Origin of the sequence: Micromonospora sp. NPDC050495 (genome assembly GCF_040655175.1) — a bacterium.
GTDB lineage: Bacteria > Actinomycetota > Actinomycetes > Mycobacteriales > Micromonosporaceae > Micromonospora.
In genome coordinates this window covers 366,652-379,684 of the sequence record NZ_JBFAJK010000001.1, presented here as the reverse complement: position 1 = coordinate 379,684, position 13,033 = coordinate 366,652, and the positions used below count along the sequence as shown (strand labels likewise).

16 protein-coding genes are annotated in these 13,033 nt (G+C 71.9%); 1 reads left to right on the top strand and 15 read right to left on the bottom strand.

All coding sequences use genetic code 11. The annotated features are described in order from the left end of the window. Positions 1-22: 22 nt before the first annotated feature. From AB0I11_RS01880 to AB0I11_RS01835, 10 genes are all read right to left on the bottom strand, one after another. Complete coding sequence (locus tag AB0I11_RS01880) at positions 23-760, bottom strand: NADH-quinone oxidoreductase subunit C (protein ID WP_357309065.1); 738 nt, start codon at positions 758-760, stop codon at positions 23-25. A gap of 49 nt (positions 761-809) precedes the next feature. Next, on the bottom strand, positions 810-1,487 hold the full coding sequence (locus AB0I11_RS01875; RefSeq protein WP_357309062.1) for an NADH-quinone oxidoreductase subunit B family protein: 678 nt from the start codon (positions 1,485-1,487) through the stop codon (positions 810-812). 14 nt (positions 1,488-1,501) lie between these two features. Then, on the bottom strand, positions 1,502-1,867 hold the full coding sequence (locus tag AB0I11_RS01870; RefSeq protein ID WP_091668660.1) for an NADH-quinone oxidoreductase subunit A: 366 nt from the start codon (positions 1,865-1,867) through the stop codon (positions 1,502-1,504). 189 nt (positions 1,868-2,056) lie between these two features. After that, a complete protein-coding gene (locus AB0I11_RS01865) occupies positions 2,057-3,331 on the bottom strand; it encodes a geranylgeranyl reductase family protein (protein WP_357309059.1) in 1,275 nt (424 codons plus the stop codon). Positions 3,332-3,465: 134 nt separating this feature from the next. Beyond that, positions 3,466-3,684 (bottom strand): hypothetical protein, encoded by a 219-nt coding sequence (locus AB0I11_RS01860; protein WP_357309057.1) that lies wholly within the window; start codon positions 3,682-3,684, stop codon positions 3,466-3,468. Between the two features lie 154 nt (positions 3,685-3,838). Continuing rightward, positions 3,839-4,549, bottom strand: coding sequence for a demethylmenaquinone methyltransferase (locus tag AB0I11_RS01855; RefSeq protein ID WP_357309054.1), 711 nt, complete (start codon positions 4,547-4,549; stop codon positions 3,839-3,841). Positions 4,550-4,644: 95 nt separating this feature from the next. Beyond that, on the bottom strand, positions 4,645-5,907 hold the full coding sequence (locus AB0I11_RS01850; protein ID WP_357309051.1) for a cell wall anchor protein: 1,263 nt from the start codon (positions 5,905-5,907) through the stop codon (positions 4,645-4,647). Positions 5,908-6,243: 336 nt separating this feature from the next. Further along, the gene (gene mqnC / locus AB0I11_RS01845) at positions 6,244-7,434 is read right to left on the bottom strand and encodes a cyclic dehypoxanthinyl futalosine synthase (protein WP_357309048.1); all 1,191 of its coding nucleotides are present in this window, start codon (positions 7,432-7,434) and stop codon (positions 6,244-6,246) included. 71 nt (positions 7,435-7,505) lie between these two features. Beyond that, a complete protein-coding gene (locus tag AB0I11_RS01840) occupies positions 7,506-7,916 on the bottom strand; it encodes a type II toxin-antitoxin system VapC family toxin (protein WP_357309045.1) in 411 nt (136 codons plus the stop codon). Continuing rightward, a complete protein-coding gene (locus AB0I11_RS01835) occupies positions 7,913-8,191 on the bottom strand; it encodes a type II toxin-antitoxin system prevent-host-death family antitoxin (RefSeq protein WP_357309042.1) in 279 nt (92 codons plus the stop codon). Before AB0I11_RS01835 ends, AB0I11_RS01840 begins: the two co-directional genes overlap by 4 nt. 107 nt (positions 8,192-8,298) lie before the next feature. Between AB0I11_RS01835 and AB0I11_RS01830 the strand changes: the two genes are divergently transcribed. Further along, on the top strand, positions 8,299-8,979 hold the full coding sequence (locus tag AB0I11_RS01830) for a hypothetical protein (protein ID WP_357309039.1): 681 nt from the start codon (positions 8,299-8,301) through the stop codon (positions 8,977-8,979). Between the two features lie 197 nt (positions 8,980-9,176). On the opposite strand, the gene paaE is transcribed toward AB0I11_RS01830, so the two are convergent. Genes paaE through paaA form a run of 5 tightly spaced genes read right to left on the bottom strand, consistent with a single transcriptional unit; the run spans position 9,177 to position 12,949 of the window. Continuing rightward, positions 9,177-10,313, bottom strand: coding sequence for a 1,2-phenylacetyl-CoA epoxidase subunit PaaE (paaE, locus tag AB0I11_RS01825; protein WP_357309035.1), 1,137 nt, complete (start codon positions 10,311-10,313; stop codon positions 9,177-9,179). Further along, entirely contained in the window at positions 10,310-10,789 is a 480-nt protein-coding gene (gene paaD, locus AB0I11_RS01820) for a 1,2-phenylacetyl-CoA epoxidase subunit PaaD (protein WP_357309032.1), read from the bottom strand. Before paaD ends, paaE begins: the two co-directional genes overlap by 4 nt. Then, complete coding sequence (gene paaC / locus AB0I11_RS01815; protein ID WP_357309029.1) at positions 10,786-11,511, bottom strand: 1,2-phenylacetyl-CoA epoxidase subunit PaaC; 726 nt, start codon at positions 11,509-11,511, stop codon at positions 10,786-10,788. The genes paaD and paaC overlap by 4 nt, the downstream gene beginning before the upstream one ends. Positions 11,512-11,567: 56 nt before the next feature. Continuing rightward, a complete protein-coding gene (gene paaB / locus AB0I11_RS01810; protein WP_357309026.1) occupies positions 11,568-11,888 on the bottom strand; it encodes a 1,2-phenylacetyl-CoA epoxidase subunit PaaB in 321 nt (106 codons plus the stop codon). After that, positions 11,885-12,949 carry a 1,2-phenylacetyl-CoA epoxidase subunit PaaA gene (paaA, locus tag AB0I11_RS01805; RefSeq protein WP_357309023.1) on the bottom strand — a complete coding sequence of 355 codons (1,065 nt, stop codon included), beginning with the start codon at positions 12,947-12,949 and terminating at the stop codon, positions 11,885-11,887. Before paaA ends, paaB begins: the two co-directional genes overlap by 4 nt. Positions 12,950-13,033: the final 84 nt, after the last annotated feature.

The following is a 13,033-nucleotide window of genomic DNA, read 5'->3' as shown; positions in this document are numbered from 1 at the left end:
CGCTCCGCTGCACTCCTCGCGCTCACTGGTAAGACCTCCGCCGGTCCGGCGGCGGGATCTCCGCGCCCTTGTACTCCACCGGGACGCCACCCAGCGGGTAGTCCTTGCGCTGCGGGTGCCCCTCCCAGTCGTCCGGCATGAGGATCCGGGTCAGGTTGGGGTGGCCGTCGAAGACGATGCCGAACATGTCGTACGTCTCCCGCTCCTGCCAGTCGGCGGTCGGGTAGACGGCGGTGACGCTCGGCAGGTGCGGGTCGTCGGCGGGGACCGCGGCCTCCAGCCGGACCAGGCGCCGGTAGGTCATCGAGGTGAGCTGGTAGACCACGTGCAGCCGGCGCTCGTCGGCGCCGAGGTAGTCCACCCCGGACACCGAGGAGCACAGCTCGAAGCGGAGCGCCAGGTCGTCGCGCATCACCTGGCAGACCTCGGCGATCCGCTCCGGGCGGACGTGCAGGGTCAGCTCGCCCCGGTCCACCACGACCTTCTCGATCGCCTCGCCGAACTGCGGGTACGCCTCCTCGAGCGCGTCCCGGACCTCGTCGAAGTAGCCGCCGTACGGGCGACTGGCCTCCTCGATCGGCTTGCGCTGCCGGACCAGGCCGCCGTAGCCGGAGACGTCACCGGTGCCCTGGTTGCCGAACATGCCGCGCCCGGCGGGGCTGGCCGGCGGATACTCGGCCGGGGCGGTGCTGCTGGCGCCGGCCGGGGTGACCGGTACCGGCACGCCGCCGTCGTTGTTCCTGTCGTTCGGTGCGGTCACTGCCCCTGCCCTCCGTTCACGACTGCCCGCTCCGCCGTACTCCGCGCGCTCACTTGGGGCCCTGCTGCGACTGGAGGTGGTGCTGCGCCTTCATCCAGTTCTCAATCCGCAGTTGCTCCTCGCGGCCCTCGCGGACCGCCCGGGTCCACTCGGCCCGACGGGCCTTGTCGCTGCGGTACGACGACGGCATCGAGCCGTACGGCACGACGGGCACGTCACCGCGCTCCTTGCGGGCCTCGAGCATCTTGCGGCCGTTCGGGCCCAGCGGCTCGTACATGATCTTCTCGCGGAGCTTGAGCACCGCGTCGATGAGCATCTCGGGCCGGGGCGGGCAGCCCGGGAGGTACATGTCGACCGGCACGATGTGGTCGACGCCCTGCACGATGGCGTAGTTGTTGAACATGCCGCCGCTGCTGGCGCAGACACCCATCGAGATGACCCAGCGGGGCTCGGCCATCTGGTCGTAGATCTGGCGCAGCACCGGGGCCATCTTCTGGCTCACCCGGCCGGCCACGATCATGAGGTCCGCCTGCCGCGGCGAGGCCCGGAAGACCTCCATGCCCCAGCGGCCCATGTCGTAGTGCGGACCACCGGCGGCCATCATCTCGATGGCACAGCAGGCCAGGCCGAAGGTGGCGCCCCAGACGGACGACTTTCGCGACCAGTTGACCAGCTTCTCCACGGAGGTGAGCAGGACGCCGGCCGGGAGCTTCTCCTCGATGCCCATCTGACGTACCTCCCTCAGTCCCAGTCCAGGCCGCCGCGCCGCCAGACGTAGGCGTAGGCGACGAAGACCGCGACGATGAACAGGACCATCTCCACGAAGCCGAAGATCGGCAGGGCGTCGAAGGAGACGGCCCAGGGGTAGAGGAAGATGATCTCGATGTCGAAGACGATGAAGAGCATCGCCGTCAGGTAGAACTTGATCGGGAACCGGCCGCCGCCGACGGGCTGCGGGCTCGGCTCGATGCCGCACTCGTACGCCTCGAGCTTGGCCTTGTTCAGGCGTCGGGGGCCGGCGAATCGGGCGGCGGCCACGGAGAACAGCGAGAACCCCGCGGCGAGGGCGAACAGCCCGATGATCGGTGCGTAAGGCGAGAGCGTCATCGTAGTCTCCTGCTCGTCCTTCCCTGACCTCGGTGGTTGCCGAAAATCACACTATTCACGTCCCTCACGACCTCGGCCGGCGGGGTCGATCTCCGTCCGTTCCCGGCCCCGCGGTTGCGGGTACGGGTGGTCCTGGACGGCGCCGGCTCACGTTCCGCGACTGCGGGGCTCGCACGCTCACTCCTCGCGCTACACGGCTGGCGCCACCTTCGTCATCGCGTTGATGACCCGGTCCATCGCGTCCCCGCCCCGGGGGTCGGTCAGGTTGGCCAGCAGCTTGAGCACGAAGCGCATCAGCATCGGGTGCGGCATGCCGTGCTTGGTGGCCAGCCGCATGATCTCCGGCCGGCCGATCAGCTTCACGAAGATCCCGCCGAGCCGGTAGTAGCCGCCGAAGCGGGCCTTCAGCTCCTGCGGGTACGCCAGCAGCGCCCGCTCCCGGTCGGCGCCGGCCGGCCGGGCCAGCGCCTGCACGGCCACCTCGGCGGCCAGCTCACCGGACTCCATGGCGTACGCGATGCCCTCGCCGTTGAACGGGTTGACCATGCCGCCGGAGTCGCCGACCAGCAGCACCCCACGGGTGTAGTGCGGGACCCGGTTGAAGCCCATCGGCAGCGCGGCGCCGAGGATCGGCCCCTCCGCGTTGGTCTCGTCGGTCATCCCCCAGTCCTCGGGGGTGTTGGCCAGCCAGTCGGTGAGCAGCCGCCGGTAGTTGGTCTTGCCGAAGGCGGCGGAGGAGTTGAGCACGCCCAGGCCGACGTTCACCCGGCCGTCGCCGAGGCCGAAGATCCAGCCGTACCCGGGCAGCAGCGCGTCGCTGCCCTTGGCCCGCAGTTCCAGCCACGACTCCAGATAGTCGTCGTCGTGCTTGGCGGGCGAGCGGTAGTAGCGGCGCACCGCCACGCCGATCGGCCGGTCCTCCCGCTTGGCCAGCCCGAGGGCGAGCGGGAACCGACCGGAGACGCCGTCCGCGGCGACCACCAGCGGGGCGTGGAAGGTGGCCGGCTCATTGTCCGGACCCACCTCGGCCTGCACGCCGATCACCCGGTCGTCGGCGTCGAGCACCGGGCCGAGCACGTTCACGCTGGTCCGCAGCTTCGCCCCGGCGGCGACGGCCCGCTGGGCGAGCAGGTCGTCGAAGTCGAGCCGGGTGCGGACCAGGCCGTAGTTGGGGAAGCTGGCGAGGTCGGGCCAGTCCAGTTCGAGGCGTATCCCGCCGCCGATCACCCGCAGGCCCTTGTTCTGCAGCCAGCCGGCCTCGGGCGAGGTGTCCACGCCCATCCGGATGAGCTGCCGCACGGCCCGGGGGGTCAGGCCGTCACCGCAGACCTTCTCCCGGGGAAACTCGGTCTTCTCCAGCAGCAGCACGCGTACGCCGTGCCGCGCCAGGTGGTACGCCGTCGCCGATCCGCCGGGACCGGCGCCCACGACGATGACGTCGGCGTCGTTCTCCACCGCGGTCATCCGCGCCTCCTCCCGCATGCTCGTGAAATGGTTCACAAGCCGATCGGGTTGGAGTCTATGACCGGGGTTACACCGGAACGCGCTGAGGGGGGCCTAACTTGGCGAAAGTCGGCCGGAACGGCTCCCGGCGCTGGTCAGGAGCGGGCCGAACGGGCCGGTCCGAGGCCGGCGTCCAGCCGGATCGTCTCGGGCAGGTGCTCGCGCAGCGCGCCGCCGGCCGCCCGGTCCAGCGCGGCCAGCACCTCGGCGACCACCTGCCGGACGTCCGCCGGATCCGCACCGGCCAGCTCCTTGAGCTGGGCGATGAGTTCGGCGGCGTCGTCGTCGGTGGCCGCCTGCTCCGGTCCCGTCATGGCACAAGCCTACGGGTCAAAGTAGACGAAAGTCCGACATTCACGAAACTTGCCCGTCTGACGGGTTCGTCCGACCGCGGTCAGTCCTGGACGGCGCGCTCAGTCCTGGACGTCGCGGTCAGTCCTGGACGGCGCGGCGAGTCGGACGGCGCGCTCAGTCGCGGACGGCCCGGTGCAGCGCCACCACGCCGCCGGTCAGGTTCCGCCACGCCACCCGGCTCCAGCCGGCCCCGCCGATCCGCGCCGCCAGGGCCGGCTGGTCCGGCCAGGCCCGGATCGACTCGGCCAGGTAGACGTACGCGTCCGGGTTGCTGGAGACCGCCCGCGCCACCGCCGGCAGCGACCGCATCAGGTACGACAGGTAGACCGTGCGGAAGGCCGGGTTGACCGGGGTGCTGAACTCGCAGACCACCAGCCGGCCGCCCGGCCTCGTCACCCGGGCCAGCTCGCGCAGCGCCGCGTCGGTGTCGTTCACGTTGCGCAGGGCGAACGAGATGGTCACCGCGTCGAAGCTGGCGTCGGCGAAGGGCAGCCGCAGGGCGTCCCCGGCCAGCAACGGCACGCCCGGCCGGGTCCGCTTGCCGGCGTGCAGCATGCCCAACGACAGGTCGGCGCCGACCGCGTACGCCCCGGAGTGGGCCAGTTCCTCGGTCGAGACGCCGGTGCCCGCGCCCACGTCCAGCACCCGCTCGCCCGGACGCAGTCCGAGCGCCGCCCGGGTGGCCCGCCGCCAGAACCGGTCCTGTCCGAAGGAGAGCACGGTGTTGGTCAGGTCGTAACGGGCCGCCACGCCGTCGAACATCGCGGCGACCTCGTGCGGCTGCTTCTCCAGGCTGGCGCGCTGGCCCTGCGGGGTACGGCTCACCCCTCCACTCTGCCAGCCGGCCCGCGCGCGGCTCCTGCCGGGTACGCGCACGGGGCGGGATGGTCGCCCACCCCGCCCCGTCGCGTACCGGTCGATCAGTCGCCGTCCGTCTCGTCGGTCGGCGTGACGAGCACCACCTTGCGGCGGCGGCCCAGCATCAGCAGCAGCCCACCGGCGACCAGGACGGCGACGCCGATCCCGCCGATCAGGCCAACCTGGACGCCGGTCACCGGCAGGCCACCGTCGCCACCACCGGCACCGCCGCCCGCGCCGTCACCGGCGGTCGGCGTGCCGCTCGGGTTCGCGCTGCCGCTCGGGCTCGGCTCGGCCGTCGGAGTCGCGCTGGGCGTCGGGGTCGGAGTCGGGGAGGGCTCCGTGGACAGGTCGACGAAGACGTCGAAGATGGTGTGGTTGTCGGGCTCGTCGGTCTCGGTGAACGTCCGCTGCTGGCGCGCGTCGGCCGCCCGCGCCTCCTCCTCCGGCTCACCGGTCGCCTCGTCCAGGCCGTACCCGAAGATGTCACCGGGACGCAGCACCGGCTCGGTGACGTCCTCGGCAACCTTCACCCACACCTCGTCGGTGTAGTACTGCCCCGGCCTGATCACCGCACCGTCGTCCTGGCACAGCGCCTGGGCGAGGCCGTTGATCACCTGGGCGGAGCAGCTACCGGGCAGCCGGTCGAAGGTGACCCCGGCGGGCAGCGTGATGCCGTAGAAGATGCCGGTCGCCTTGCGGCTGCCGTGGTTGTAGACGGCCCAATCCAGCGGTGCGGTGCCGCCCGGCCGCACCGGGCGGAGATCCGTCTCCTTCTCCTGGGCGCCGTCCACCCGCACGTTGGCGTAGACGTCCTGCACCCAGGTGGTGAGGTCGTAGCCGCGCCGGGTCACGGTGACCGGCACCTCGACCACGTCGGCCGGATCGCGCTCCCAGTTGTCGCTGCTGATCCCGACGACGAGCGTGCCGCCGTCGCCCCGGTCGCCGGTGCTGAACAGCGGCACCCCGAAGTCCTGGGTGGTGCCGGCGGGCAGGTCGCCGAGCGGGCAGTCGTAGAGGTTCGGTGTGAGCAGCCGGCAGCCGACCGGGACGACCCAGCCGACCCGCGTCGGGTTCAGCTCGGCGGCGTTCAGCCGATAGTGGACGTTCCGGGCGGTGCCGGGCCCGGAGTTGGTGACGGTGAACTTGAAGGGCTTGGCCCTCGCCTCCTCGACGCCCTTGGCGAGCCGGGAGCTGATCGGGGCGAGTGCGATCTCGGCCTGGTCGGACGCGTGTGCCGGCGCGGCGACGGCGGCCAGCGCACCCGCGGCCAGCACGGCCACCGTGCCGGCGCGGGCGAGTATCGAACGGTGCGCGATGGTCATGGATCCCCCGGGGTAGGGAACTGACGAACGTTGCGGAACGCACGGACGCTACCGGAGCGACGTCACGACACGCCAGCATCGTCGATGCATCTCGTCCGTCCTGAGCAGACCGGACAGACAGCAGGGGCGGGATGGTAGAACCATCCCGCCCCTGCTGCCGTGCGTTATGTGAACGGCCCCTCGCGGGCCGATGGAGGACGAGGTCAGCGAACGAACGATCGACAGCGTAGCTGCCGGAGCCGCCGCGCGGTCCCCGGTCGCGCGGGTCGCCGCCGTCCTGTTATCTGCCCGGTGGGTGGGCCCGCCGTGAGCTGGCCGTTCGGCCGATGGACCCGGTCAGTTGACCTCGACCAGCGGCACCGACTTCCCGGCCCCACCGCCGGGCAGGGCGATCGAGGAGAAGTGCGAGACCACCCGGTCGTCGCTCGGGTCGTCGGCCGGGGTCCGGTGCACCGCGAGCCGGTTGTAGAGGGTGTCCCGCTGGGCGGGGATCCGGTCGGCGGTACGGATCATGCCGATCAGCTCGTGCAGGTTCGACCGGTGCCGGGCGCCGGCCGAGGAGATCACGTTCTCCTCCAGCATGATCGAGCCCAGGTCGTCCACGCCCATGTGCAGGGCGAGCTGCCCGACGTCCTTGCCGGTGGTCAGCCAGGACGCCTGCAGGTGCGGCACCGTCTCGAAGAAGAGCCGGGCCACCGCGACCAGCCGCAGGTACTCCAGGGTGGTCGCCTGGGTGCGGCCCTTGAGGTGGTTGTTCTCCGGCTGGTACGTCCACGGGATGAAGGCCCGGAAGCCGCCCGTACGGTCCTGCACGTCCCGGATCATCCGCAGGTGCTCGATCCGCTCGGCGTTGGTCTCGCCGGTGCCCATCATCATGGTCGCGGTGGACTCGAGGCCCTGCCGGTGCGCCAGCTCCATGACCTCCAGCCAGCGCGCGCCCGACTCCTTGAGCGGCGCGATCGCCCGGCGCGGCCGGTCCGGCAGCATCTCGGCGCCGGCCCCGGCGATGGAGTCCAGCCCGGCGGCCTTGATCCGGGCGATCGCCTCGTCCAGGCTCACCCCGGAGACCTTGGCCATGTGCAGGATCTCGCTCGGGCCGATCGAGTGGATGGCGAGCTGCGGGTACGCCGTCTTGACCGCGGAGAACAGCTCCTCGTAGTACTCGACGCCGTAGTCCGGGTGGTGGCCGCCCTGGAGCATGACCTGGGTGGCGCCCAGCTCGACCGCCTCGCCGCAGCGGCGCAGGATCTCCTCGGTCGGGTGGGTCCAGCCCTCCTTGTGCTTCGGGGCCCGGTAGAACGCGCAGAACTTGCACGCCGTCACGCAGACGTTCGTGTAGTTGATGTTGCGATCGATCAGGTACGTGACGATGTTGTCCGGGTAGCGCCGCCGGCGCACCGCGTCCGCCGCCTCGCCCAGCGCGTGCAAGGGCGCCTCGGTGTAGAGCAGCAGGGCCTCCTCGGGCGTGATCCGCCCGCCGTCCGCGCCGCGCTGCAGGATGTCGTCGATCTCCCGGCTCACCGTCACGCCTCCGAGGGTACGCCGCTGTGACGCCGACCCGGCCGCGGGTGTTCGCCGCTGTGACGCCTCCGCCCGGGTCAGTTCATCCCTGGGCTGGCCACCGCGAGGCCGACCGCCTTGGCGGCGTCCAGCAGTCGCCGATCGTAGGTGACGAACGCGACGAAGTCGGTGCCTGCCTGGCGAGCCAGATTCTCCGCCGTGGCGAGGTGGATGGCGTCCAGGCTGCGCAGCAGCGGTTCGGCGTACGTGCTGGCCGCCGCCCGGACCGTCGCGTCGATCTCCACCCGGTAGAGCCGTCCCAGCACCGACGGGACGCCGGCCAGCGCCTGCGGCGCGGCCCGACGCAACGCTCGCGGCACCTCGACCTCGACCAGAGCCGACGAGACAAGGGGTGCTCCGGCATGGTCGTTGAGCCAACCGATCAGCTCCGGCGTCTCCGCCTCGCGCCGGAGCATCTTGATGACCGCCGCCGAGTCGAGGTAGATCACCAGCGCTCCTCGTCCCGCGCGCCGGCGAGGACAGCCGCGACGTCCACGGCGGGATCGCCGAGCACCGGAGGCATCGGAATCGGCCCGGCCGCAGTCGGTGCCGTCGCCCGTCCCTCCGCGACCAAGCGGCCGAGGAGCGCGTCGCCGGCCAGCACCGGGACGAGCCGGGCGACCGGCTCTCCGCGATCGGTCACCTCAACCGTCTCGCCCGCACGCACCCGTGCCAGCACCCGGCTCGTGTGCTGGTTCAGTTCCCGGACCGCGATCTGCTCCACGGGACAAGTGTAGAACGGTTTGTCCTACGGATCGCGTCGGCGGGGCAACGAATCCGCCGATCTTGGCTTATCGTGCGGTGCTCGCAGACTTCGATCAAGGAAGAGTCGTGACCGCCCCCTTCACCAACCCCCCGCCGGTCCCGCACGCGCCACCGGCGCCGGCCGGACCCGCTACCACCGCCCTCACCTGCCGCTTCTGCGGATCGCTCCCGGCTATCAAGGCCTCGCTGCACGGGCACCAGGGCTTCATCATCTTCATGCGCGTGCTCACCCAGCACGGCCCGTTCTGTCGATCCTGCGGCATCGCGATCTGCCGGGACATGAGCGCCAAGACGCTCTGGCAGGGCTGGTGGGGCTTCCTCTCCCTGATCATCAGCCCGCTGGTCCTGCTCGGGAACCTCATCACCCGGGTCCGGCTCGGCCGCCTCGGCGAGCCCGTACCGGGTGCGCCAGGCACACCCGCGGCGCCCGGCAAGCCCGTGTTCCAGCGGGCCGCGGCGCTCGGTCTCGTCATTCCCGTGGCGATCGCCGGCCTGATCGCCTGGGGCGTCGCCACGGACCCGTCCTACGCCGATGTCGGCGACTGCGTCAGCGCCGAGGGCCCGAACACCAGCCCCGATGTCAGCGTCGTCGACTGCGGCGACCCGGCCGCCACCTACGTGGTGGTCGGCAAGGTCGAGGACAGCACCGACGACGCCCGGTGCGCCCAGTTCGCGGGCACCGTGGCCAGCTACACCGAGCAGCGCGACTCGACCGAGCTGGTGCTCTGCCTCGGCGAGAACGGCTGACGGGGACGCGGGGGACGGCGGGTTGCGGAAAGCCGCCCGCCTTCTCCGACGCTGTGAACGTGATGACGTGAGCGACTCAGCCCTCGGCGGGTGCCGCCCCGCGCCCCGGACGGCGGTGAGTCGTTTGCGACATCAGGTTCGTAGGCGGCGAAGTCGTCCCGCCCCGTTCGCTGCGGGGGAGGGGCGGGAGGCGTGGCTCAGGCGTCGTAGTCGACCGTGAGCTTGTCGGTCACCGGGCTGGACTGGCAGGTCAGCACGTACCCGGCGGCCAGCTCGTCCGGCTCCAGGGCGTAGTTGCGGGCCATCGTCACCTCGCCCGCGACGACCTTGGCCTTGCAGGTCGAGCAGACCCCGCCCTTGCAGGCGTACGGCAGCTCGCCGCGCACCTTCAGGGCGGCGTCCAGCACCCGCTCGTCCCGCCCCATGGTGAAGCTCGACGACCGCCCGTCCAGCACGATGGTGACCTCGGCGCCGGTGCCGGGCTCGTCGGCCGGGCGGCGGACCGGCTCCGGCGGGGCGTCGACGTGGAACAGCTCGGTGTGCACCGCCGCGTCCGGCACGCCGCGACCGGCCAGCACCGCCTTGGCATCCACCACCATCCCGTACGGGCCGCAGAGGAACCACTCCTCGATGGCGTCGCCGGGGACGATGGTGTCCAGCAGCCGGGTCAGCCGGTCGGCGTCGATCCGGCCGGAGAGCAGCGCCGACTCGCCCATCTCGCGGGAGAGCACGTGCACCAGGTGCAGCCGGGTCGGGTAGCGGTCCTTGAGGTCGGCCAGCTCCTCGGCGAACATCACGGTGTTCGCCGTCCGGTTGCCGTACACCAGGGTGAAGGTGCTGGCCGGCTCGACGGCCAGCGCGGTCGCGACCAGCGCGAGCACCGGGGTGATGCCGGAGCCGGCGACCACCGCGCCGTAGCGGCGGGCCCGGTCCGGCGCGAAGGCCGTGGTGAAGTGCCCCAGCGGGGGGAGCACCTCGACGGTGTCGCCGCCGCGCAGGGCGCCGCAGGCGTACGCGGAGAAGGCGCCGCCGGGCACCTCCCGCACCCCGATCCGCAGCCGGCCGTGCCGGGCCAGCTCGTCCGGGGTCGAGCAGATCGAGTACGACCGGCGCACCTCCGCCCCGCCGGTACCGGCGGCGCCGGTGAGCCCGTCGCCGGCGACGCGCCGGACGGTCAGGTGCTGGCCGGCGGAGAAGGCGAAGGTCTCCCGCAACTCCTCGGGGACGGCGAAGGTGACCGCCACGGCGTCGTCGGTGAGCCGGTCGACGGCGGCGACGGGCAACGGGTGGAAGACCGGCCGGCGGCGGACCGGCCGGGTGATCGTGACAGTCACAGCGCCTTCAGGTGGTCGAAGGGTTCGGAGCAGGCGCGGCAGCGCCAGAGGGCCTTGCAGGCGGTGGAGCCGAAGCGGCTGACCTGCTCGGTCTCGGGGGAGCCGCAGCGCGGGCAGCGCACGGCGAGGGTCAGCGGCACCACGGTGCCGCCGCTCGGGGCCGGCGCGGGCGGGGCGATCCCGGCGGCGGCGAGCTTGGCCCGCCCGCGCTCGGAGATCCAGTCGGTGCTCCACGCCGGGCTGTAGACCGTGCGGACCTCGGCGCCCGGGTGCCCGGCGGCGGCGAGCGCGCGCCGGATGTCGGCCCGGATCACGTCCATCGCCGGGCAGCCGGTGTAGGTGGGGGTGATGGTGACGACGAGCCGGCCGGTCTCCGGGTCCTCGTCGACCGACCGCAGGATGCCCAGCTCGTCGATGGTGATGACCCGGATCTCCGGATCCACCACCGCCGCCACGGCCGCCCTGGGGTCACTCACCACTTCGCTCCGGGGTGGGCGCGGTGCAGCACCTGCATCTCGGCGAGCAGGTAGGAGAGGTGCTCGGTGTGCAGGCCGTCGCGGCCGCCGCCGGGCGTCCAGCCGTCGGCGGGGCGGGTCAGGGTGGCCTGGTCGAGCACGTCGCGGACCCGGGCGTCGAAGTCGGCCCGGAGGGTGGCCGGGTCGACCGGCGCCGCCGCGGCCGGCGTGAACAGCTCATGGGTGTACGGCCAGACCTGGTCGACCGCGTCCTGCATGCGCCGGTGCGACTCCTCGGTGCCGTCGCCGAGCCGCCTCACCCAGAGCGCGGCGTGATCCAGGTGGTACGCCGACTCCTTGCGCGCCTTCGCGCCGATGGCGGCCAGCCGCTCGTCGGCGCAGCCGGCCAGCGCGGTGTAGAGCGGAAGCTGGTAGGCGGCCAGGAAGAACAGCTTGGCCATGGTGACGCCGAAGTCGCCGTTGGGCAGCTCGACCAGGAGGCAGTTGCGGAACTCCCGGTCGTCGCGGAGGTACGCCAGCGCGTCCTCGTCCCGGCCGGCGCCCTCCAGCTCACCGGCGTAGCTGAGCAGCAGGCGGGCGGCACCGAGCTGGTCGAGGGCGATGTTAGCCAGCGCGACGTCCTCCTCCATCTCCGGCGCCCGGGAGGTCCACTCGCCGAGCCGCTGCGCCGCGATCAGCGCGTCGTCGCCGAGGGCGAGGGTGAAGTCGACGAGGCTGGTCACAGGGCCAGTCTTCGTTCCCGACTGCGGGGCTCGCAAAACCGGCTCACTCCTCGCGCTCACAGGTGGGCCACCCCGTCCGGCACCGGGTAGAAGGTGGGGTGGCGGTAGACCTTGTCGGCGGCCGGGTCGAAGAAGGCGTCCTTCTCGTCCGGGCTGGACGCGGTGATCGCGCTCGCCGGCACCACCCAGATGGAGACGCCCTCCTGCCGGCGGGTGTAGAGGTCGCGGGCGTTGCGCAGGGCCAGTTCGGCGTCGGGGGCGTGCAGGCTGCCGACGTGGGTGTGCGACAGGCCGCGCCGGGCCCGCACGAAGACCTCCCACAAAGGCGAATGATCCCTCGCGCTGAGCCGATCGGTTCGCTCGGTGCGCTCGCTCACGCCGCCACCATCTCCCTGCTGTTCTGCTTCGCCGCGTACGCCGCGGCGGCCTCCCGCACCCAGGCGCCCTCGTCGTGGGCGCGGCGCCGGTGCTCCATCCGCTGCCGGTTGCACGGCCCGTTGCCCTTGATCACCCGCAGCAGCTCGTCGTAGTCGGGCTGGGTGTAGTCGTAGGACTGGCGCTGCTCGTTCCAGCGCAGGTCCGGGTCGGGGAGGGTCAGGCCGAGGATCTCCGCCTGCTGGACGCACATGTCCACGAAGCGCTGCCGCAGCTCGTCGTTGGAGAACCGCTTGATCTTCCAGGCCATCGACTGCGCGCTGTGCGTCGAGTCTCCGTCCGGCGGGCCGAACATCGCCAGTGACGGGTACCACCAGCGGTCCACCGCGTCCTGGGCCATCGCCTTCTGCCCGGGGGTGCCGTGGGCCAGGGTGTGCAGGATCTCGTAGCCCTGGCGCTGGTGGAACGACTCCTCCTTGCAGACCCGGATCATCGCCCGGGCGTACGGGCCGTAGGAGCAGCGGCACAGCGGCACCTGGTTGACGATCGCCGCGCCGTCGACCAGCCAACCGATCGCGCCCACGTCGGCCCAGGTCAGGGTCGGGTAGTTGAAGATCGAGCTGTACTTCTGCCGGCCGTTGAGCAGCAGCTCGACCAGCTCGTCGCGGCTCACGCCGAGGGTCTCCGCGGCGGCGTAGAGGTAGAGCCCGTGGCCGGCCTCGTCCTGCACCTTGGCGAGCAGGATCGCCTTGCGCTTGAGCGACGGGGCCCGGCTGATCCAGTTCCCCTCCGGCTGCATGCCGATGATCTCGGAGTGGGCGTGCTGGGCGATCTGCCGGATCAGCGTCTTCCGGTACGCCTCGGGCATCCAGTCCCGCGGTTCGATCTTCTGGTCGGCGTCGATCACGCCGGCGAAGTACCCCGCGAGGTCCTCGTCGCCGGCGGGGCCGCCGCGCCGGGCCCGGGTCGCCGCCTCGCGCAGCGCCGCCTCGGCCGCCTCCACCTCACCGAGCAGGCCACCGCCCGGACCGTCCTCGGGCGGGGCGAAGTCGTTGCCATACATGAGGCCAGTGTTACAGCTCGCCGTCGATGACACCAGAGGGTGTAATAGCTTTCGGGCGTTCCACAGCCACCGGTTACGGATTGC